The sequence below is a fragment of the Nocardia sp. NPDC004415 genome (assembly GCF_053602435.1).
Genome location: NZ_JBSGDP010000052.1, coordinates 1 through 21,169, shown reverse-complemented (window position 1 = coordinate 21,169; position 21,169 = coordinate 1). Strand labels below are relative to the sequence as shown.

Genomic DNA, 21,169 nt, shown 5'->3' with positions numbered 1-21,169 from the left:
CAAGGCAATCGAGGTAATCAGATGAGTACACAGACCCTGGACGCCCCCGGCGAGACCACCGACGACGCGCCGCGCCCGGACCGCACGCCGGGACGGCAGGTGACCCTCCCGGTGTCGACCCTGCTGACCGGCGCGCTGACCGTCCTCGGTGTGCTCGCGGGCCTGTGCTTCGCCGTGCTGTGGTGGAACGCGCGCGCCGATCTGAACGCCGACCGGCAGCACGCCGCCGATGTGTCGCGGGCCGAGCGCGTGGCCACCGACTACGCCGTGGGCGCCTCCCGGGTCGACTACCGCGATGTCGACTCCTGGGTCGGCAGGCTCAAGGCGGGCACCTCGACCGAGCTGGCGGCCAAGTTCGACGCCACCGCACCGAAACTCACCGAGATCCTCGTCCCGATGCAGTGGGCCTCGGAGGGCACGGCGGGCAGCGCGAAGGTGGCCTCCGAGTCGGCGGGGGTGTACCAGGTCGACGTGTACGTCGACGTGGATTCCACCAGCGCACAGACCCCCGACAAGACCCGCACCACCGTGCACTACGCGGTCACCGTGGACGCGGGCAACGGCTGGCAGGTCGTCGACGTGGGCGGCGCCGGTGGCGCGCTGCCGCTGAAGTAGCCGTGCGCGTCCATCACCTCGACTGCGGCCCGATGATCGGCGGCCTGGTCGACCACTGCCTGCTGCTCGAGACCGAACACCGGTTGATCCTGGTCGACACCGGTTTCGGCACCGACGATGTCACCGCACCCGCCCGCAGGCTCGGCGCGGCCCGGCACCTGCTGCGCCTGCGCATCGATCACGACACCACCGCCCGCGCGCAGGTCGAGCGGCTCGGGTACCGGGCCGCCGATGTCAGCGACATCGTGCTCACCCACCTCGACTTCGATCACGCCGGTGGCCTCGCCGACTTCCCGGACGCGCGTATCCACGTGCACGGCCCCGAGTTACGGGCCGCGCTCGCGCCGCACCGGCGGGAACGACCGAGGTATCGCCCGGTGCAGTGGGCGCACGGGCCGCGCTGGGTCGTCAACGAGGCGGGTGGTTCCGACACCTGGCTCGGCCTGAACGCCGTACGGGACCTGCCCGGTCTCGGTGACGACATCCTCGTCGTACCGCTCTACGGGCACACCCGCGGCCACGTTGGCGTCGCCGTGAACACCCCGACGGGCTGGTTGCTGCACGCGGGCGACGCGTTCCTCACCCGCCGCGATCTCGACAGCACGGTGCGCCGGGTCGCGATGTCGGCCTACGGCGATCCCAGCCCGCGCGCGGCGCTCACCCGCTGGCACAACACCCGCGCCCTGGCCGATCTGGCCCGGCGCGATCCCCGGCTCACCGTGTTCAGTTCCCACGATCCGGTCATGCTGACTACCCTGCGCGAGCGGGCCGCCGGATCGGGTATTCGGGAGATGTGAGGAACAAGAGCCGCGGATTCTCGCTTTCGTACAGTGACAGAGACCACGTGGTTCCAGAACAATCATGGTGAGGCCGTGTGTGTTTCGGTGCCCCTCGGGCGCCGGGGACGGCGGCGACCGCACACCGGAGCCAATGGGGGCTCCGGGCAGGAAGGACCCGAGATGACCGTCAATGTCGACGTCTACGACGACTGCGCGCCGGTGGAACCGCGGCAGTTCCCGCATCCCACCAGGACATTGCGTCCCGAGGACGATCCGTTCCACACCCCGCCGCGCGGCTGGGAGGCGACGGCGCTCGGCACGATCCTGCACTGCCGACCGGTCACCATCGGCGCCTTCGGTCTCGTCCGCCAGCCCTCCTTCACCGCCTGGCAGCTGCTCTACCGCACCAGCGACCTGGACGGACGCCCCGACTCCACCGTGGTCACCGTGCTGGTGCCACCGCGGGCCACCGGCACCCCCGACCGGGTGGTCAGCTTCCAGTGTGCGATCGACGCGGTGTCCTCGCAGTGTTTTCCGTCCTACGCGCTACGCCAGGGGTCCCGCGCGCTCGGCGCGGTACCCCAGTTCGAGCTGTTCCTCATCGGAGCCGCGCTCGATCGCGGCTGGATCGTCGCGGTGCCCGACCACGAGGGCATGCTCGGCGTGTTCGGCGCGCCCCGCGAACCCGGCTACCGCTCGCTCGACGGCATCAGGGCCACCCTCGGATTCCCCGAACTCGGCCTCGATCCGGACACCCAGGTCGGCCTGTTCGGCTACTCCGGCGGCGGTATGGCCACCTCGTGGACCGCGGAGATGGCCGACTCCTACGCGCCCGAACTCAATATCGTCGGCGCCGCCGCCGGGTCCCCGGTCGGCGACCCGGCCTCCACGTTCCTGCGCCTGAACGGCTCGGTGTTCTCCGGCCTGCCCGGGATGGTGGTGGCCGGATTGCGCCGGGTCTCCCCGGCGCTCGACGCCGCCCTGAACGAAACCACCACCGCCACCGCGCAACGCCGCCTGAACGCGCTCACCGACCGGACCACGGTGGGCGCGGTGCTGAGCGCGCCCCGGATGGACTGGGATTCGATGATGACGACCCCGCTGGCCGATGTGCTGGCCCGCCCGCAGATCGTCGAACTGCTGCAGAGCCTGCAGCTGGGTCTGCACACACCGTCGATGCCGATGCTCGTGGTCCAGAGCGTCGCCGATCCGCTCATCTCCGTCGACGACGTCGACGGTCAGGTGCAGCGTTACCACGCCGCGGGCGCCCACGTCACCTACCTGCGCGATCGCCTCAGCGAACACCTGACCCTGGCGATCTTCGCCGCCCCGCTGATGTACGACTGGCTCGACGACCGCTTCGCCGGGCGTCCGCTTCCGGCGTCCACCACCAGTACCGTCACCACCGTCCTCGCCCGCCGCGGCACGCTGCCGGGGCTGTGGCGGTTCCTGCGGGTGTGCGCGCGCATGCTGAGCGGACGCGACGTCTCCGCCTGAGCCGGAAGGGGTTGTCCCGCCCGGGATTCGCCGCGGCGGGACGACCACAGCTCAGCGCGTGGGCCGCCAGCGGGCGCCGAGCAGCAAGGCGGCCGACAGCACCCCGAGCCCCACGGCGACGGCCAGCGCGCCCGCCCCGTCGACGGCGATCCCGAGCAGCCCGTCCAGCGACCAGCATCCCGGTCCCAGGGCCGCGAGCGCGGCGGCGGTGGCGGCGAGTACCGCGGTGTACTCCCAGCCCTGACCGGGCCGGAAGATGAAGAACCCGTTGCCCCGATGCGCGGTGACCAGCGCGACCACCATGGTGGACACCACCGCGGCCGCCGCGAAGGGCGACAGCAGACCCACGAGAAGCAGAGCGCCCGCGCCGATCTCGGTGACGGTCGCGAGCACGGCGTGCACCCGGCCGGGCCGCAACCCGATCGAGGCGAACCAGCCCGCGGTCCCGGCGATCCCACCGCTGCCCCACGCGTGGTTCACCCCGTGCGCGAGGACGACGGCGCCGACGGTGGCGCGCAGGATGAGGGCAGCGGTGTCGACCGAGGTCACGCCGCCTGCTTCTTCGTCTCGACCACCGCGGACGCGCGCTTGTCGGCGGGCTGCCACCCCGGCGGCGCGAACACGTAGCCGAACCGGTCCCGCCAGCGGGTGGCGGCGCGGACGTCGCGAATGATGTTGCCGTATTCGTGATACTGCAGCCGCAGCAGGTTGTAGGTGCCGACGGGCGTGGTCAAACCGTAGGTGGGCGTGTGCAATTCGCGCTGGAAGGTGCCGAACAGGCGGTCCCAGAGGATCAGGATGCCGCCGTAGTTGCGGTCCAGGTACTCCGGATCGCTGCCGTGGTGCACCCGGTGGTGCGAAGGCGTGTTGAACACGAATTCGACCGGGCGCCAGAGCTTCCCGATGGTCTCGGTGTGGGTGAAGAACTGGTAGATCAGGTTCAGCGCGAAGGCCACGTAGATGGTCCACGGCGCGAAGCCGAGCAGTGGCAACGGCGCCCAGAAGATCGCCTCCGACCACGGATTCCACTTCTGCCGCAGCGCCGTGCCCAGATTGAAGTACTCGCTGGAGTGATGGGCCTGGTGCGCGGCCCAGCCGATACGGACCCGGTGGGAGAACCGGTGATTGCAGTACCAGGCGAAATCGACCACCAGCAGCAGCACCGGCCAGTACCACCACGCCCCGGTCGGCAGATGCCACGGTGCCAGCTCGGTGTACAGGATCACGAACAACACCAGGGTGAGCACCTTGAACACCGACATCGCCACGACGGAACCCATCCCCATGCTGAGGCTGGTCCGGGTATCGATCGGGGAGTAGGCGCGCGGGGCGTCCTCGGCGTGCGCGTGGCGCAGGCTCACCGCCTCGATCGCGATGAAGACCAGAGTGGATTACGAGTCAACGCGTCTGTAACGAGTTGTCGTGCCGCGCGCATACATCCCATGACAGGTAGTGAGCGAGAACAACGATCGGAGACGGTATGCGAACCTCGGCTCGAGCACTGGCGATGTGTCTGGTGGTCCCCGCGGTCGCGGTGGCACTGACCGGCCTGGCCTCCGGCACGGCGGCCGCCGACCCGGGCTGCCAGGGGTCGATGAACGGGCCGTGGGCGTTCAACGGGCAATGCCAGGGCGAACCGGGTACCTACCGGATCGAGGTCGACTGCCTCGGCTACGACTTCACCACGCTGCCGCCCGCACTCGGCCAGTACACCCTCCGCCGGGATCTGCCGGTCGGGCAGGCCGCCAGTATCGGCTGCATCGGTCCCGGCTGGGTCAGCGCGGGCTACGGCGTGGGCGGGCGCGTCTTCCGGCTCTGAGACACGCCGGATCAGGGTGTTCCCCGATGTCGCGAGCGCGGCACCGGGGGACACTGGGGCCAGGAGCCCCGCGAGAGAGGCGCAGTATGAAGCAGCCGAGCACCGCCGAGATCGCCGCCATCTTCGACCGCTACGCCCCGAACTACGACCGCCAGATCGGTTGGTTCGAGCGCGTGGTGCTCGGTGACGCCCGCACCTGGGTGATCGGGCACGCGCGCGGCCGCGTCGTCGAGATCGCCGTCGGCACCGGCCTGAATCTGCCGCACTACGGCACCGACGTCGACCGCGTCACCGGCATCGACCTGTCCCCGCGCATGCTCGACATCGCCCGCCGCCGCGCCACCGCCCTCGGCCTCACCCACGCCGACCTGCGCGAAGGCGACGTCCAAGCCCTCGATCTCCCCGACGACAGCGCCGACACCGTCGTCTCCACCTACACCTTCTGCACCATCCCCGACCCACAGCGCGCCGCCGCCGAAGCCTTCCGCGTCCTGGTCCCCGGCGGCCGCTTCGTCCTCGCCGAACACGGCCCCGCCACCGCCCTCCCCGCCCGCACCCTCCAGCGCCTCCTCCAACCCCTCTCCCTCCACTTCGGCGCCGACCACCTCCTGCGCAACCCCCTCCACTACCTCACCACCGCCGGCTTCGTCATCGACGAAACCCACCGCACCGGCCGAGCCGGCCTCACCTTCCGAATCCTCGCCCACAAACCCCTCCCGTAGCCCTCACCCCACCTCCCTCGCCGGTCGGGATCGCCCCTCGTGATCGCGGCGATCGCCGTCAAAGAGGGCCGTGCCGCCTGGCGCGGTGACTTCTGCTGCGCGGCGACGTCGCGGACGACGACTGCTGCGCGAAATAGGCGTCGGCCACGGGACCGATCCCGTGGCCGACGGGCCGGTTTCAGTGCCCGCGCGCGATCCAGTCGGCGAGGGCGGGTTTCTCGGTGCCGATGGTGGTGGTGTCGCCGTGGCCGGTGTGCACGACGGTCTCCTCCGGCAGCGCGAACAGGCGGTCGCGGATGGAGTCGATGATGGTGCCGAAATCCGAGAAGGAGCGGCCGGTGGCGCCGGGGCCGCCGGCGAAGAGGGTGTCGCCGGTGAACAGCGCGGCCAGTTCGGGCAGGTGCAGGGAGACCGAGCCGGGGGAGTGGCCGGGGGTGTGCAGGATGTCGATGTCGGTGCCCGCCACCGTGATCCGGTCGACGCCGTCGAGGGAGCGGTAGTCCGCGCTGGGGTGGGTCATCCGCCACAAGGGCTCGTCACCGGGATGCAGCAGGACGGGGGCGTCGAGCCGCTCGGACAGTTCGGGGGCGACGGTCACGTGATCGTTGTGACCGTGCGTGCACAGAATCGCGCGGACCCGCCGGTTGCCCACGGCCGCGGCGATGGCGTCGGCGTCGTGGGCGGCGTCGACGACGAGCACCTCCTCGTCGTCACCGATCAGCCACACATTGTTGTCGACATCCCAGGTGCCGCCGTCGAGAGCGAAGGTGCCGGAGGTGACCACCCGGTCGATACGCGCACTCACCAGACCACCACCGAGCGCAGCACCTTGCCCGCGCCCATCGCGGCGAAAGCCTCTTCGACATCGTCGATCCCGATGCGCTCGGTGACGAACCGGTCCAGCGGCAGCCTGCCCTGGCGGTGCAGGTCGATCAGCATCGGGAAGTCGCGCTCGGGCAGGCAGTCGCCGTACCAGGACGACTTCAACGACCCGCCGTGCGAGAACAGGTCGATCAGCGGCATGTCCAGGGTCATCTCCGGGGTCGGGACGCCGACCAGCACGACGGTGCCCGCGAGGTCGCGGCCGTAGAAGGCCTGCTTCCAGGTCTCGGGCCTGCCCACCGCGTCGATCACCACGTCGGCGCCGAAGCCGCCGGTGAGGTCCTTGATCTGTTCGACCACGTCGCCCTGGGTGGCGTCGATGGTGTGGGTGGCGCCGAAGTCCCTGGCCCAGTCGAGCTTTCGCGCGTCGCGGTCGATCGCGATGATGGTGCCAGCGCCCGCCAGGTACGCGCCGGCGATCGCCGCGTCGCCCACGCCGCCGCAGCCGATCACCGCGACGCTGTCGCCGCGCGAGACCGCGCCGGTGTTCATCGCGGCACCGATGCCCGCCATCACGCCGCAGCCGAGCAGCCCGGCCACGGCCGGATCGGTCTCGGGATCGACCTTGGTGCACTGCTTCTCGTGCACGAGGGTCTTGTCGGCGAAGGCTCCGACGCCGAGGGCGGGGGTGAGTGGGGTGCCGTCGGTGAGCGTCATCGGGACGCTCGCGTTGTGGGTGTCGAAGCAGTACCACGGCCTGCCGCGGCGACAGGCCCGGCATTCGCCGCAGACCGCGCGCCAGTTCAGCACCACGTAGTCGCCCACGGCGACATGGGTGACGGCGTCACCGACCGTCTCCACGACCCCGGCCGCCTCGTGCCCGAGCAGGAACGGGAACTCGTCGTTGATCCCGCCCTCGCGGTAGTGCAGGTCGGTGTGGCACACCCCGCACGCCTGTACCCGCACCACCACATCGTGCGGACCGGGATCGGGAATCACGATGTCGACCGTTTCGACCGGCGCGTTCTCGGCGCGGGCGATGACTCCGCGAACGGTGTCGGGCATGCGGACCTCCTCAGTATTCGTCGTCGGAGCCAACGCTAGCCGGTCGGCCCGCCCGGGAATGCCGGGATCGGCGTTCGATCCGGCGAGCCATAGGCGGCGTCGATGGCACCCATCGGTGTTGCATCCTGGACGCACGGCCAGGACGTGGGCACGGTGGAGGAGACCTGGACGAGGAGATCGACATGAACATTCGTGGCACCCGCGTGGCCGTGGTGGCCCTGGCGGCACTCGCGATCGGCGCGGCCGCCTGCTCGGCCGACCCCGCGGCCCCGCCCGCCGCGACCTCCATCGAGTCCGCCGCGGCGACCCCGGGAACTGGTGAGACCGGCCCGGCGCCCACCCGCCCGGTCGATCACCGCCTCGACGCCGACCTCTACGCCGCGGCGGTAGACAACGACGCCGCCGCCGTCCGCGACCTGCTCGCCCGCGGCGCCGACCCGGAAGCGCGCGGCGCCCACGACCGCACCCCGCTCGTCGCCGCGACGAAGAACCGGTCCACCGCCGCCGCGCTGGCGCTAATCGAGGCGGGCGCCGACGTGAACGCGAAGGACGACCTCCAGGATTCGGCCTACCTCTACGCCGGTGCCGAAGGCTACGACGAGATCCTCGCCGCCACCCTGACCCACGGCGCCGACCTGCGCAGTGTCAACCGCTACGGCGGCACCGCGCTCATTCCGGCGAGCGAGCACGGCCACGTCGATACCGTCCGCATGTTGCTCGCGGCAGGTGTGGACGTGAACCACGTGAACACCCCGCGCTGGACCGCTTTGCAGGAGGCGATCGTCTACGGCGACGGCTCCCAGCGCTACCAGGAGACGGTGCGCGCCCTGCTCGAGGCGGGCGCCGACCCGCTGATCCGGGACGCGGAGGGTCGCACGGCCGTGCAGAACGCCGAGCGCCTCGGCCAGGACGCGATCGTCGCCCTGCTGCGCTGACACCGGCTCGGCCGCATCGCTATTCGTGCGGGCCGATCCGGTCGAGGACGGCACCGATCACCAGGCACGAGCTGTCGACCACGTCGCCCAGTGGCGCGCGGTAGCCGTCGAGGACCCATTTCTGCGCGATGATCAGGATCGCGCCGACCAGCCCGTAAAGGACGGTACGCACGCTCGCCGCGGGGTGCTCGGCGACGTCGACGTGCGGGGTGATCAGCGCCAGGCAGATGTCGACCAGCGCGTCGAGGACCTCGTGATAGGCCCGGTCCACCGCCGGACTCACGCCCAGGATCTCGAAGAACGCGATCCGCGGCACCCGGGGGTCGTCGTGGATGAGCTGGAAGTATGCCGTGAGCCCGACCCGCACCTGGGTGTCGAGGTCGGCCCCGGGATCGGCCAGGCCCTGATGGATCGCCTCGAGCATCCGCGCGGTGACATCGCGATACACCTCGAGCAGCAGATCCTCGCTGTCGGTGAAGGATTCGTAGAAGTAGCGCTTGCCGACCCCCGCATTGCCGCAGATCGTGGTCACCGTGGTGTTGCGGTAGCCCTCGGTGCCGAAGGCGTCGGTGGCCGCCTCGACCAGGCGGGCGCGGCGCTGCTGCTGACGTTGCCCGGGGGCGGCGCCCCGGTACCGGCGACCGTCGAGATCGCGATCGGCCACTGTCACATCGTCGATTCTGGCAGGCGATGCGGACGGTGTGGCGGCTGGCGCCGAGGGGAAGTGGCCGAGAACATGTTCTTGCGATCGTACGTGACGCAGGCTACGTTACTTTCCGGTACGGGAACGTCGTGGTTCCCGATGGTGGAGGGCTGAGACCGAAACATGATCAAATATCGTGGGCGGCTGGCTGCGCTGGTCGCATCCGTCGTCGTATTCGCGGGTGCGGTGGCATCCGCCCCGGTAGGGCAGGCCACGCCGGCCGGTGACGGGCTCGACGCACAGTTCGTCGCCACCCACAACGGGCCGCAGCAGTACCCGAATGTGTTCATCGAATGGGACGTCCCCATCACGATGAGCGACGGAACGGTATTGAAAGCCAACGTCTATCACCCGGCCGGTGCGGACGGTCAGCCGATCGCCGAGCCGACGCCGACCATCGTCAACATGACGCCCTACACCAAGCTGGTGTCCAATATCGCCGACTCGGCGCTGGCGGTGCCCGGCCTGTCCGAGGTGCTGCTGCCGATCCTGCAGAACCTGGACTTCTCGGCGTTCGGCTTCAGCAGTCTCAGCGACATGATGAACGCGCTGCCCGGCGGCGCCGCCCGCACCTTCGGCGTGGACCGCAATCTGATCCGCGGTGGCTACACCCAGATCGTGGTCGACGTGCGCGGCACCGGGTTCTCCCAGGGCACCTGGCAGGTATTCGGCGAACGCGAGCAGCTCGACGGCGTCGAGGTGGTCGACTGGGCCGCCGCGCAGGGCTGGTCCAACGGCAAGATCGGCATGAGCGGCATCTCCTACTCGGGGATCAACCAGCTCCAGACCGCGCAGCGGCATCCCGAGGCGCTCAAGGCGATCTTCCCGATCGTGCCCGGCAGTGACCTGATCCGCGATGTCGCCGCCCCCGGTGGCGCGCTGGGCATCGGCTTCATCCCGGCCTGGCTGCTCGCCGTCGACGGCGCCAAACTGCTGCCCGACCTGGTGTCGATCTTCACCGGCAAGTTCGACTGGACCTGGCTCGGTGACCGCATCCGGGACCCGTTCACCTTCTTCAACGTCCTCATCGCGGCGCTGACCACGCCGAGCATCGACCAGATCCCGCCGGAGATGGCCTCGATCCTCGACGACCAGAGCCCGCTGCGCACCGCCTGGGTGGGTCAGCCCGACCAGGTGCAGGTGCCGACCTTCCTCTACGGCGGCTGGCACGACATCTTCACCTACTCCACCCCGCGCATCTACAACGCGGTGAACGTGCCCGCCGAGCAGAAGAAGCTCATCATGGGCGACGTCTACCACGTGACCGTCAGCTCGGGGCTGGGGCAGCCGGGGGCGCCCGCGCCGCTGGAGTCGCTGCAGCGCGCCTGGTTCGACAAGTGGCTCAAGGGCATCGACAACGGCATCGACCGCTACGACCCGGTCACCCTGTGGCAACAGGGCAGCGACCAGTGGACCCGCGACGTCGCCTTCCCGCGTCCCGGCATGGACTACCGCCGCATGTACCTCGATCCCGCGTCGTCGGGAACGGCTCCGGGCGCGCGGTTCGACGGCAGCCTGGTCACCGCGCCCGGTGGGGCCCAGCGGGTCTCGGTGGACCCGAGCCTGACCACGATCTGCTCCCGCGACGCCGCCCAGGGCACGGCGGGGCTCGTCCCGCTGCCGGACATCTGCGCCAAGGACGCCCGGATCAGCGAGGGTGCCGCGCTGACCTTCACCACCGCCCCGGTGACCCAGCCGACCCGCGTCTCCGGCGAGATCGCCGCGCACCTCAACACGGTGCTCGACGCCACCGACGGGTACTGGACGGTGACGGTCAACGACGTCGCTCCCGACGGCACCTCCACGGTCTGGTCGCAGGGCCAGTTGATGGCTTCGCTGCGCGCGGTCGACGAATCCAAGTCGCGGCGCTCGCCCAGCGGCGACTACACCGATCCGTACCCGTACCTCACCCTGGACACCCGCCAGCCGGTCGTCCCCGGTGAACCGACCACCCTCGACATCGGTATCCGCGCCACCGACGGTGTGCTCCAGCCGGGCCACCGGCTCCGTGTCGACGTCTTCGCGGGCAACTTCCCGAGCGGAATCCCGTTGCGGCCGTTGCTGAACGAGAGCGGCCTGCGCACCCAGCACCTGGAGCTGGACCCGGCCCGCCCGAGCTGGATCAACATCCCGCTGGACACCGATCCCGGCTGGTGACATCCGTCCACCGCACCCCGCCTCGCCTGGTCGAGGCGGGGTGCGGTGCCTTCGGGGCGGCTCGCCCGGCGGCGGAGGGGGTCGCGCCGCCCGCACCCCTGGCACACTGGCGTGGTGGCGACATCGGGCCGGGTGGTGGCGCGGATCGGCCCGGTGGTCGCGGCTGCCGGGCGATGGGTGCGCAGCGCGCCGGGAACGTATCTGTGGCTGGCCGCGCTGGCGGTGACCACGCTGATCATCACCCGGCTGCCGCCGGAGGAGGCCAGGGCCTGGCTCGGGCACCGCTCGACCAATCTGCACCATCTGGCCGAGGACCCGATCCGGGTGCTGATCGGCAGTGCCTTCTGGACCGACGGCGGTGGCTGGTTCGGCTACGCGGTGCTGTTCACGCTCTTCCACGCCAATGCCGAACGCTGGCTGGGCACGTTGCGCTGGCTGGTGGTGGCCGCGGTCGCGCACGTCGGGGCGACCTATCTCAGCCAGGGCGTGCTGCTGTGGGCGATCCGGCACGGGCACGCGCCGGAGCGGGCGATGTTCACCCTCGATGTCGGGGTCAGCTACGCGCTGGCCGGTGTCGCCGCGGTGCTCGCCTACCGGCTGGTGTGGCCGTGGCGGCTGGGGTACCTGCTCGTGCTGGCGGCGGTGGTGATCCCGCCGATCTTCGTCAACCGGACCTTCACCGATATCGGGCACGCGGGCGCGGCGGCGATCGGCCTCGCCTGCTACCCGCTCACGCGTGGTCGCGACCGGCGCTGGGACCCCGCCGAAATGCTGCGCGGCCGGAAAACCGCAGCAAAATAGGTGTTACCTCGAATACTACATAGATGTATCATTGGTCTACCGCGAAGACCGGCGCACCGATGCGCCACGGTGCCCGAGGGTGCTGCGCGGGGAGGACGAGGAGTACCGATGAAGCTACTTCGCCGGGCAGCACCGCGCCCGGAGACGGACCCGGGCCAGGTCGCACTGCACGCCCGCAACGTGCGCTTCGACTGGTCGGACGTGGCACTGCAATGGATGCCCGACGAACCGATCGCCGGACATCTGATCTGCGCGCTCAACATGCTGCTGCCCGAGGGTGAGCGCATGTTCATCGCCACCTATCGCGAGGCATTGCCCTACGTCAAGGACGAGAAGCTGCGCGAGGACATGCTCGGCTTCATCGGTCAGGAATCGATGCACGCGGAGACCCACGAGAAGGTCCTGCACGACGTCTTCACGGCCAATGACATCGACAGCGCGCCCTATGTGCGCCAGATGGAATACCTGTTCCGCAAGACGCTGGGCCCGCGCGGCGGCGACGACCGCGCCGCCCGGCAGATGCTGGTCGAACGCCTCGCCTTCATCGCCTGTCTCGAGCACTTCTTCGCCTGGCTGGGCGACTGGGTGATCAACGCCGACCTGGAGAAGTTCGGCGCCGACCCGAACATGGCCGACCTGTTCCGCTGGCACGGCGCCGAAGAGGTCGAGCACCGCAATGTCGCCCATGACGTGGCCGAGTACTTCGGCGTCGGTTACGCGCGGCGCTGCGCGTCGATGACGCTGGTCTTCCCGATCTTCATCGCCCTGCTCGTGCGTGGCGCGCGTTTCCTGGTGCACCAGGACCCGAAGCTGCCCGACCACGGCTACCTGCGGCTGATCGCCGGGGTCTTCGCCGCGATGTGGCGGGGCGCGCTGCCGGGTATCCCGTCGCTGCTGCGCAGTGCGCTGTCGACCTTCCAGCCCGGCTACAGCCCGGAGACCGTCGGCTCGACCGCCCAGGCGGTGGCCTATCTGGCCAGTTCGCCCGCGGCCCGCGCGGCGGCCTCGTGACGACCCACGACATCCCCCGGGTACTGCCCGGCGATCTCTACGGCAAGCATCGCCACGACCCGGGGACCCGGTTCCTCGACGCCGTCGCCACGGCCCGGCTGCGCTGGAGCGCCCTGGCCAACCGCCGCGACCTGCGCACCCGCGTGGACGACCGCCGCTTCCCCGTGGTGGTCACCGAACGCCGCGTCGAGGCGCACGACCAGGACGTGGTGAGCCTGCGCCTGGCCGCACCCGACGGCCGGGTACTGCCGCGCTGGCGCCCCGGCGCCCACCTGGACCTGGAACTGCCCTCGGGCAGGCTGCGCCAGTACTCGCTGTGCGGCGATCCGGCCGACGAGCGCGCCTACCGCATCGCTGTGCGCCGCATCCCGAACGGGGGCGGCGGCTCGAACGAGGTGCACGACGAACTCCCGGTCGGCACCCGGTTCGTGGTGCGCGGCCCGCGCAACGCCTTCCCGTTCGCGGTGCCCGGCCACGGCTCGCCCGCCCAGCGGCTGCACTTCGTCGCCGGTGGCATCGGCATCACGCCGATCCTGCCGATGGCCCGGCTCGCGCATCGCCTGGATCTGCCGTGGACGATGGTCTACAGCGGCCGCGGCCGCGACACCATCCCGTTCCTGGACGAACTGGAGAGCTTCGGCCCGCGCGTCACCGTGCGCACCGACGACGAACACGGCCTGCCCACGGCGGCGGATCTGCTGCCCGGCGTCGGCGCGGGCACCGCGGTCTACGCCTGTGGGCCCACCCCGATGACCTCGGCCGTCGTGGCGGCCGTCCGCGACCTGCCCCGGGTGGAACTGCACTTCGAGCGGTTCTCGCCGCCGCCGGTGGTGAACGGCACCGCCTTCGAGGTCGAATTCGCCTCCACCGGACAGGTGATCACGGTCCCGGCCGACAAGACCGTGCTCGACGCCGTCCTGGCCGAACGCCCCGACCAGCCCTACTCGTGCAGGCAGGGTTTCTGCCGCACCTGCGTGGTGCGGGTGTGCGCGGGCGAACCCGACCACCGCGAGTCCGTACTCTCCGACGACGAACACGCGGCCGGTGCCATGCTCGCGTGCGTATCCCGTTCCCACGGTGAGCGTTTGGTGCTCGACCTGTGAGTTCGCTTCCTGGACAAGGAGTCCGACAGCCCATGACGATCGACAGCCCCCAGGCCGCCAACCAGCGCACCGTCCGCAGCGGCGATTTCGACATCGCCGTGTTCGAGTACGGTGACCCCGCCGCCGACACCGTGGTGCTCGTGCACGGCTGGCCCGACACCCACCACCTGTGGGACCGGGTGATCCCGCTGCTCGCCGAGCGCTTCCACGTGGTCGCCTACGACACCCGCGGCCACGGCGCCTCCACCCGCACCCAGCGCACCGAGGACTTCCGCCTCGACGAACTCGCCCGCGACTTCTACGCGGTGCTCGACGCGGTGAGCCCCGACCGTCCCGCGCACGTACTGGCCCACGACTGGGGCTCGGTGCAGGTGTGGGAAGCCGTGTGCGAGCCGCAGGCCGCCGAGCGGGTCGCCTCGTTCACCTCGGTCTCCGGCCCCAACCTCGACCACCTGGCCAGCTGGGTGCGCGACCGCCTGTCGCGGCCGAGCCCGCGCAACATCTGGCAGCCGATGACCCAGCTCGCGTCCTCGGCCTACACCTTCTTCTTCATGACCCCCGGCCTGCCGCGCGCCACCTTCAACACCATCGGCACCGAGAAGGTCTGGCAGCGCGCGGTGTCGCTGATGAACGACACCCCGGCCGCGAATGTGAAGCTGGGCCCCACCTTCCGTCGCGACATGGTCGACGGCCTGCTCATCTACCGCGCCAATATCGTCCGGCGCATGCTCGCCCCGCGCGAGCGCCGCACCAGGGTGCCGGTGCAACTGATCGTCGCCGGTCGCGACGTGGCGGTGCGCCCGGCCGGGTACGACGACTCGGCCAAGTGGACCGACCGGCTGTGGCGCCGCGACGTGCCCGCCGGGCACTGGATGCCGTTCTCGCACCCGGAACTGCTGGCCACCGCCACCACCGAGCTGATCGACGCGCTCGACGGCGCGCCGATCGCGCGCGGCCTGGCCAGGGCCGAAGTCGGCCGCAGCCGAAGGGAATTCGAGCACAAGCTGGTGGTCGTCACCGGTGCGGGCAGCGGCATCGGCCGCGAGACCGCGCTGGCCTTCGCGCGCCTGGGCGCCGAACTGGTGGTCTCCGATGTCAACGAGCTGGCGGCCAAGCAGACCGCCGAGCTCGTCGCGGCCGAAGGCGGCCTCGCCCACTCCTACGCGCTGGACGTGTCCAGCGAGGACGCGGTGCGCGCGCACGCCGATACCGTGATCGCCGCGCACGGCGTGCCCGATGTGCTGATCAACAATGCCGGCGTCGGCCAGGCAGGCGGCTTCCTGGACACCCCGTCCGAGGAGTTCGACCGCGTGCTGCGGATCAACCTGGGCGGCGTGGTCAACGGTTGCCGGGCTTTCGGTGCGGCGATGGCCGACCGTGGCCTCGGCGGGCACATCGTGAACCTGTCCAGCATGGCCGCCTACAGCCCGCAGCGCGATATGAGCGCCTACGCCACCAGCAAGTCGGCAGTGTTCATGTTCTCCGACTGCCTGCGCGCCGAGCTGGCCGACCGCGGCATCTCCGTCTCGACGGTGTGCCCCGGCATCGTGCACACCAATATCGTTGCCACCACCCGCATCTCGGGTGTCTCGGCGGCGGAGGAGGCGGCCGCGCAGCAGAAGTTCGACAAGCTCTACGAGCGGCGCGGCTACACCCCCGACCGGGTCGCCGCGCAGATCGTCAAGGCGGTGCGCGACGGTCGCGAGATCGTGCCCGTGACGCCGGAATCGTGGCTGCAGTACCGGATCAACCGGCTCGCGCCCGGCGCCGTCCGCTTCGCCGCGCGCCGGATGAAGCTGGTCTAGGGTCCGCTCACGCCCGGCTCGAGGCGCCGCTGCACGGCGTCGACGAGCCGGGCGTCCACACCCCACGGCTCGGCCACACCGACCCGCCGGTCCAGATCCCACAGCACGCACTGCTCGTCCGGTTTCGCCACCATCGACCAGGCGACCACGGTGCGGCCGAGCTGATCGATCATCGAGCCGTGCTCCGGGGCGGCCTCGCCGACCCCGTCGGGAAAGTGGTGCAGGAACCGCCCGTAAGCCTCGTCGCAGAAACTCGCGTAGAGCCGCGTGCACAGGATCAGCCCGTGCCACGCCTCGTCGACGGCGTGCGAGGGCATGCCGATCACCTGGTCGTCGCGCATGGCGGCACCACAGCACCGCAACCATTGCCGCAGACCGGTTTCCACCAGGTCGCGGGGCTGCCAGGGGCAGGTCTTGAAGATCGCGTCGGGCAGCCGCAGGTCGGCCACGACGCGGTCGACGGTGGCCGGATCGGCCCGTCGACGGCCGAGACGGGGGATCGAGAGCGCCATAAGCCCACTGTAAGCGGCGTCGGTTAGCCTGCGGGCATGGTGCTGCTGATCGTGCTCTTGTTCTTCGCCGTGATGATCGGCGCGGTGGTGTTCGTCATCGTGAAGGTGGTCTCCTCGGCGACCCGTCCGCCCACGGGCCCGTTCGATCCGCGCTGGACGGCGGGCTCGTCGTCGGGCACCTACTACGGGTACGCCGGTTCCTCGTCGGGCCAGCCCTGGACACCCGACAGCGGCACCGACTATCCGGATTCCGGCTCGCACAGCGGCTGCGGGGGCGGCAGCAGCTGTGGTGGCGGCAGCAGTAGCAGCTGCGGCGGCGGCAGCAGTAGCAGCTGTGGCGGAGGAAGCAGCAGTAGCTGTGGTGGCGGCGGTAGCAGTTGCGGTGGCGGTTCCTGACGGTGTGATCCACACCGCACCGTCCTTGACCTGAACCTCGCTTCAGGTTCCATGCTGGACGCATCCGAGAACACCACGAAGGAGTCGCGATGCGTGCCGTGCAGGTCAAGGAATTCGGTGGTCCCGAAGTGCTCGAGGTACGGGAAGTGCCGGTGCCGCAACCGGATTCGGGGGAGGTGCGCGTCGACGTCGAGATCGCCGACGTGATGTTCCTCGACACCCGGCTGCGCAGTGGCTGGGGGCTGGACTTCTTCGCCCTGAACCTGCCGTACGTGCCCGGCGGGGCGGTCGGCGGTGTGGTGAGCGCGGTCGGCGCCGGCGTCGATCCCGGGTGGATCGGCAAGCGGGTGGTCACCCAGACCGCGGCCAGCGGCATCGGCGGCGGCGTCCCCACCGGCGGCTACGCCGAGCACGCCCTGGCCAAGGCCGAGACGCTGGTCGAGATCGCCGACGGGCTGAGCACCGAGCAGGCCGTCGCGCTGGCGAACGACGGCCGCACCGCGCTCGCGGTCTTCGATCGCGCGGCGGTCGCGCCCGATACGTGGGTGCTCGTCACCGCCGCGGCGGGCGGCCTCGGCACCCTGCTCACCCAGCTCTGCGTGGCGGCCGGGGCGAAAGTGGTCGCCGCCGCGCGCGGGACCGACAAGCTCGCGCTCGCCACCCGGCTCGGCGCGAGCGCGGTGGTCGACTACTCCGAGCAGGGCTGGGCCGACCGGGTCCGCGAGATCACCGGTGGGGGAGCGCGGATCGTGTTCGACGGTGCGGGCGGCGAGCTCGGTGCCGCCGCGCTCACAGCCACCGCCGACGCCGGTCTGTTCCTCGGATACGGTTCCGCGGCAGGAGGTTTCGCCGAGACCGGCGCCGAAAGCGCTGTGGCCAGGGGAGTTACCGTGCTCGGCCTGTTCGATGTGGTTAGCGGCCCGATCGACTGGTCCGCCCTCGCGCGCCGCGCCCAAGCCGAGGTCGTGGCCGGACGACTCGAAGTGATTGTCGGCCAGACCTTCCCGATCGACCGCGTTCGCGATGCGCATACTTCCATCGAGAACCGTTCCGCACTCGGTCGCACGCTCTTGACGATCGCCGCGCCATTGTAACTTGTTCAGCGCTGCAAGGGAATACGCGTTAAGTTCATAGTGTGCAGGGAATAATTGTCATCGCAGTCATTGCTGCTGTTCTGTTGCTGGTGGTCACCGTGATCAAAGTCGCCAGCAACCCGGGGGGTTCCATCGAGCGTCGCGACCGTGCTCTACGCGCACGATCTCAGCGTCAGACGGCCGACAGGGCTTGACCCGCACCTACCACACCCACCACCTCCACCCATCACCACCAGCGACCGGGCCGTCGCATCGTCCCAGGACAGCCCGGCCCGGTCGCCCCGACCACCCCGCACAACTGGTCAACCCCACGCCCCACCGGGTACCATCCGACACGCCCGCGGACACCCGCGGCCAGGGGCGGTAGCTCAGTCGGTTAGAGCCGCGGACTCATAATCCGCTGGTCGTGGGTTCGAGCCCCACCCGCCCCACATTCCCCTATTTCACTCCGGCGCCGCAATCCGCTTTCCGAGCGAAACCGTCCGGTTCCAGAATTTCTTTTCTTCCAGCCCACCCACGGATCGAATTGTTGTCCCGGAAGGTGCGCTTATCGGTATGAATCAGCACACCTTCCGGGCCGCCTCGCTATCGGATTCCGAAGTTCAGTGGACCAGGGGTCCACATGGCCGAGCGATCGAGGGTGACGGTGTCGAGCCGAGCCGGGCCCGCGGTGGGAGCGTAGGGAACCAGGCGGTGGATCTCGCCCCAGTTGCGCTTCCAGTCGTCGCGCAGGTAGGAGGGCAGAACCTCAGCGCGCGTGAGCAGTTCGGTGTAGCCGAGAGGGCCACCGGAGGAGTGGCTCTGCCAGTTACTGGTCATGATCGCGGCGGAGAATTCGGGCAGGATGCGGTACTCGGGGATCTCGGCGACGCCGTGCCGGTGCCGCATGGGTTGCTGGCAGGGGAACTGCAGGCCGACGAGCCAGTCCAGCAGGACCGGGCGGATGTGGCCGACCAGGTCGTCGAGGGTGCGCAGCGCGGGAACACGTGGCGGGGTGATCGCCACCCACTGTTCGGCCTCGGAGCTGTCCACGGCGGCGACCAGGCGCACCGCGTCGGCCTGGGTGGGCAGCTGCCCCAAGGGGACTCGCAGATTGCGCCAGGACGGCTGCAGGACGCTGACATCGTCGGGAACGACGCTGCCGAGCGGCTGGACCTCGCCCGCGGTGGCGCTGCCGTACTCGACCTGCACGCGCTGCCCGGGAACCGGCAGACCGTCGAGGTCGGTCGAGGCGATCCGCCCCGCGGCCGCGATCGCGAGGATCTCCCCGCGACTGCCGCCCGCGTCCGGGGTCGGCAACCGGTACCAGCCGGAGACGAGCGTCTTGGTGACACCGGGACTGCCGTAGCTGCCCAGCACCGGCGTCGTCGCCGGGTTCAGGCCGAACGGGAGCGGGATCGAGCTGCCGTTGATGCCGCGGGCACCGGAACCGTCCGGCCCACCACCGTCGGCCGAACCCGACTTGGTGGTCGTGCCCGCGCTGCCGAGCGACTGACCGACCGACGCGGCGGCGGCATCGGAGGCATCGGGGGTCAGATCGTTGGTGTTGACACCGTCGGGTGTGAAGCCGCTGGTCTGCGCTCCGAGCGCCGTCGCCGGGTCACCGGACAGCGGTGTCAGCATTCCGGCGTTCGGATCCGGTTCCACGAGCACATCGTTCGCCAGTCCACACGGCTCGCCCGCCAGCGCCGACAGGTTCGACTTCGCCAGTGAATAGGCCGGGTACTGGTCGATGCCCGCCTTGACGAACGAGGCCACCTCGAAGGCCACCACCAGCGCCACCGCGAGCGTGAGGACCGGCACCCGCCGCCGCGTCCGATGCTCGGCCCGGCGGAACGGTTCCCGGACATGCAGGAATCCCGCCACACCCAGCAGCAGCACGGCGACACCGAGCAGCGCGGTCCCCGCGCCGATCCCGTTGACCGAGATCGGCTTGTCCCACCAGGGAATCCCGTAGCTGGCGACATACCACCAGCTGTTGGAACTGGTGAACGACAGCGCCAGCACCGCGAAGACGGCAGCCGCGAACAGGGCGCGATTGCGCGGGGAACGCACGATCCGCGGCCCGGCGGCCACCGCCGCCACCACCGCGACCGCACCGGCCAGACCGGCGAACACGCCCATGTGATGGGTGAACTTGGTGGGGGACAGTGCCATCAGCGGAATCGTCGCGATCGTGGTGCCCAGTATGCGGCGGGTGGGCCCGGCCGCCAGACCCGGAATCCGGCCGCCGTAGCGCAGCAGCGCCAGGATCGAGACCGCCAGCGTCAGGAACATCATCAGCATGGCGAACCGCCGCGCCATCGACCCGTCCGGCCCCGCCTGGAACAGCGATTGGTAGACGAGAGTCTCGTCGTACCAGGGCATGTTCGGGCCGACCACGCGATGCGCGTCGCTCATCGCGGTGACCTCGGCGATCGGCTGGCCGACGAACACGATCGCCAGCACCGACAGGCCCACCGCCGCGGCGGGGGCGAGCACCGCGAGATAGCCCACCCGCCTGGCCCGCTCGACGATGATCTGCACGAGTGGGCGCGCGCCGGCCAGCAGCGCGGCGAAGCAGATCACTCCGGCGGGGTTGGTGACCACCGCCAGCGCGGCCGGGATCAGAGCGACCGCGGCCGGGGCGAGCCGGCGCGTCGCCAGGGCGCGTTCCATCGACACCCACACCAGCAGCACGCCCAGCGCCACCGTGGGCTCGGGCCGCAGCCCGTTGTTGTAGGGCAGCCAGAAGGCCAGCAACATGAGTCCGCCCGCCCAGATTGCCGCCTTCACGCGCCGGGCGGCGATGCCCAGCCGCGGCACGACCTCGCGGCTGATCAGCAGCCAGCACACTATGCCGAACAGCAGTTCCGGCAGCCGCACCACGATGCTCGCGGTGGAGATCTGCGACAACCACCCGATCACGAGGTCGTAGGGAATTCCGATCGGCGTTTCGGGGACACCGAAATAGGCGAAATAATTGGCGAGATAGCCCGCGTGTCCGGCGGTTCGGGCCATGCCGAGGATATAGCCGTCGTCGGCGGTACCGGCACCGATGAAATACCAGAGGATCAAGGTGCCGATGACGACGCCATCGATCCATCGCGGGCGCCACCACCGGCGCGGCAGCACGCGGCGGTTGCCGCGTCCGTCCAGGCAATCCAGCCGATGCAGCGCGAACAGTGCCACCGCGGCGGCGACGAGAACGCCGATGATGGCGAGGGTTTTGAGGACAGTCGGGGTGGTGGTGAATCGTGAGCCTTTTTCATCCTGCCGCTGAACCATGTTGCACCGCAGCGTGATTGATCTGCCGCTCCGGATGCGAACTGGCGAAGCCCCTGGTAAGAGAGC

At 70.2% G+C, this 21,169-nt stretch carries 20 protein-coding genes and 1 tRNA gene; 14 read left to right on the top strand and 7 right to left on the bottom strand.

Annotated elements, in window-relative coordinates; all coding sequences use genetic code 11:
• Positions 1 to 21: 21 nt before the first annotated feature.
• The 3 genes from ACWEMY_RS22110 (at position 22) to ACWEMY_RS22100 (ending at position 2,891) form a co-directional block, all read left to right on the top strand.
• Positions 22 to 615, top strand: coding sequence for a hypothetical protein (locus ACWEMY_RS22110; RefSeq protein WP_452391534.1), 594 nt, complete (start codon positions 22 to 24; stop codon positions 613 to 615).
• Positions 616 to 617: 2 nt separating this feature from the next.
• A complete protein-coding gene (locus ACWEMY_RS22105) occupies positions 618 to 1,412 on the top strand; it encodes an MBL fold metallo-hydrolase (protein ID WP_452391533.1) in 795 nt (264 codons plus the stop codon).
• A gap of 162 nt (positions 1,413 to 1,574) precedes the next feature.
• Positions 1,575 to 2,891: a lipase family protein gene (locus tag ACWEMY_RS22100; RefSeq protein WP_452391532.1), complete on the top strand. Its 1,317-nt coding sequence runs from the start codon at positions 1,575 to 1,577 to the stop codon at positions 2,889 to 2,891.
• A gap of 51 nt (positions 2,892 to 2,942) precedes the next feature.
• Here the strand turns inward: ACWEMY_RS22100 and ACWEMY_RS22095 are convergent, their stop codons facing one another.
• Both ACWEMY_RS22095 and ACWEMY_RS22090 read right to left on the bottom strand, forming a co-directional pair.
• Positions 2,943 to 3,440 (bottom strand): DoxX family protein, encoded by a 498-nt coding sequence (locus ACWEMY_RS22095; protein ID WP_452391531.1) that lies wholly within the window; start codon positions 3,438 to 3,440, stop codon positions 2,943 to 2,945.
• Entirely contained in the window at positions 3,437 to 4,276 is an 840-nt protein-coding gene (locus ACWEMY_RS22090; protein WP_452391555.1) for a sterol desaturase family protein, read from the bottom strand. The genes ACWEMY_RS22095 and ACWEMY_RS22090 overlap by 4 nt, the downstream gene beginning before the upstream one ends.
• A 95-nt stretch (positions 4,277 to 4,371) precedes the next feature.
• Between ACWEMY_RS22090 and ACWEMY_RS22085 the strand changes: the two genes are divergently transcribed.
• Both ACWEMY_RS22085 and ACWEMY_RS22080 read left to right on the top strand, forming a co-directional pair.
• A complete protein-coding gene (locus ACWEMY_RS22085) occupies positions 4,372 to 4,710 on the top strand; it encodes a hypothetical protein (RefSeq protein WP_452391530.1) in 339 nt (112 codons plus the stop codon).
• 86 nt (positions 4,711 to 4,796) lie between these two features.
• Positions 4,797 to 5,432 carry a class I SAM-dependent methyltransferase gene (locus ACWEMY_RS22080; RefSeq protein ID WP_452391529.1) on the top strand — a complete coding sequence of 212 codons (636 nt, stop codon included), beginning with the start codon at positions 4,797 to 4,799 and terminating at the stop codon, positions 5,430 to 5,432.
• Between the two features lie 178 nt (positions 5,433 to 5,610).
• Here the strand turns inward: ACWEMY_RS22080 and ACWEMY_RS22075 are convergent, their stop codons facing one another.
• Complete coding sequence (locus tag ACWEMY_RS22075; RefSeq protein ID WP_452391528.1) at positions 5,611 to 6,237, bottom strand: MBL fold metallo-hydrolase; 627 nt, start codon at positions 6,235 to 6,237, stop codon at positions 5,611 to 5,613.
• Positions 6,234 to 7,319 carry an S-(hydroxymethyl)mycothiol dehydrogenase gene (locus ACWEMY_RS22070; protein WP_452391527.1) on the bottom strand — a complete coding sequence of 362 codons (1,086 nt, stop codon included), beginning with the start codon at positions 7,317 to 7,319 and terminating at the stop codon, positions 6,234 to 6,236. The genes ACWEMY_RS22075 and ACWEMY_RS22070 overlap by 4 nt, the downstream gene beginning before the upstream one ends.
• A 182-nt stretch (positions 7,320 to 7,501) precedes the next feature.
• Here ACWEMY_RS22070 and ACWEMY_RS22065 point away from each other — a divergent pair, with 182 nt between their 5' ends.
• Positions 7,502 to 8,254 (top strand): ankyrin repeat domain-containing protein, encoded by a 753-nt coding sequence (locus ACWEMY_RS22065; RefSeq protein WP_452391526.1) that lies wholly within the window; start codon positions 7,502 to 7,504, stop codon positions 8,252 to 8,254.
• Positions 8,255 to 8,273: 19 nt separating this feature from the next.
• Here ACWEMY_RS22065 and ACWEMY_RS22060 read toward each other — a convergent pair whose 3' ends face one another.
• Positions 8,274 to 8,924 (bottom strand): TetR/AcrR family transcriptional regulator, encoded by a 651-nt coding sequence (locus ACWEMY_RS22060; RefSeq protein WP_452391525.1) that lies wholly within the window; start codon positions 8,922 to 8,924, stop codon positions 8,274 to 8,276.
• 156 nt (positions 8,925 to 9,080) lie between these two features.
• Between ACWEMY_RS22060 and ACWEMY_RS22055 the strand changes: the two genes are divergently transcribed.
• The 5 genes from ACWEMY_RS22055 to ACWEMY_RS22035 all read left to right on the top strand — a co-directional run bounded on the left by ACWEMY_RS22055 (position 9,081) and on the right by ACWEMY_RS22035 (position 15,834).
• Positions 9,081 to 11,114, top strand: coding sequence for a CocE/NonD family hydrolase (locus tag ACWEMY_RS22055; RefSeq protein ID WP_452391524.1), 2,034 nt, complete (start codon positions 9,081 to 9,083; stop codon positions 11,112 to 11,114).
• Between the two features lie 114 nt (positions 11,115 to 11,228).
• The gene (locus tag ACWEMY_RS22050; protein ID WP_452391523.1) at positions 11,229 to 11,915 is read left to right on the top strand and encodes a rhomboid-like protein; all 687 of its coding nucleotides are present in this window, start codon (positions 11,229 to 11,231) and stop codon (positions 11,913 to 11,915) included.
• A 108-nt stretch (positions 11,916 to 12,023) separates the two neighbouring features.
• A complete protein-coding gene (locus ACWEMY_RS22045; RefSeq protein ID WP_452391522.1) occupies positions 12,024 to 12,926 on the top strand; it encodes a metal-dependent hydrolase in 903 nt (300 codons plus the stop codon).
• A complete protein-coding gene (locus tag ACWEMY_RS22040) occupies positions 12,923 to 14,029 on the top strand; it encodes a PDR/VanB family oxidoreductase (protein ID WP_452391521.1) in 1,107 nt (368 codons plus the stop codon). The genes ACWEMY_RS22045 and ACWEMY_RS22040 overlap by 4 nt, the downstream gene beginning before the upstream one ends.
• Positions 14,030 to 14,061: 32 nt before the next feature.
• A complete protein-coding gene (locus tag ACWEMY_RS22035) occupies positions 14,062 to 15,834 on the top strand; it encodes an SDR family oxidoreductase (RefSeq protein ID WP_452391520.1) in 1,773 nt (590 codons plus the stop codon).
• Here the strand turns inward: ACWEMY_RS22035 and ACWEMY_RS22030 are convergent.
• Positions 15,831 to 16,346, bottom strand: a complete 516-nt coding sequence (locus ACWEMY_RS22030) for a hypothetical protein (protein ID WP_452391519.1) — start codon at positions 16,344 to 16,346, stop codon at positions 15,831 to 15,833. The genes ACWEMY_RS22035 and ACWEMY_RS22030 overlap by 4 nt on opposite strands.
• A 36-nt stretch (positions 16,347 to 16,382) precedes the next feature.
• Between ACWEMY_RS22030 and ACWEMY_RS22025 the strand changes: the two genes are divergently transcribed.
• From ACWEMY_RS22025 to ACWEMY_RS22015, 3 genes are all read left to right on the top strand, one after another.
• Positions 16,383 to 16,742 carry a hypothetical protein gene (locus ACWEMY_RS22025; RefSeq protein ID WP_452391518.1) on the top strand — a complete coding sequence of 120 codons (360 nt, stop codon included), beginning with the start codon at positions 16,383 to 16,385 and terminating at the stop codon, positions 16,740 to 16,742.
• Between the two features lie 89 nt (positions 16,743 to 16,831).
• Entirely contained in the window at positions 16,832 to 17,836 is a 1,005-nt protein-coding gene (locus ACWEMY_RS22020) for a zinc-binding dehydrogenase (protein ID WP_452391517.1), read from the top strand.
• A 357-nt stretch (positions 17,837 to 18,193) separates the two neighbouring features.
• Positions 18,194 to 18,267, top strand: a tRNA-Ile gene (locus ACWEMY_RS22015).
• A 154-nt stretch (positions 18,268 to 18,421) separates the two neighbouring features.
• Here the strand turns inward: ACWEMY_RS22015 and ACWEMY_RS22010 are convergent.
• Complete coding sequence (locus ACWEMY_RS22010) at positions 18,422 to 21,103, bottom strand: arabinosyltransferase (RefSeq protein ID WP_452391516.1); 2,682 nt, start codon at positions 21,101 to 21,103, stop codon at positions 18,422 to 18,424.
• Positions 21,104 to 21,169 lie beyond the last annotated feature (66 nt).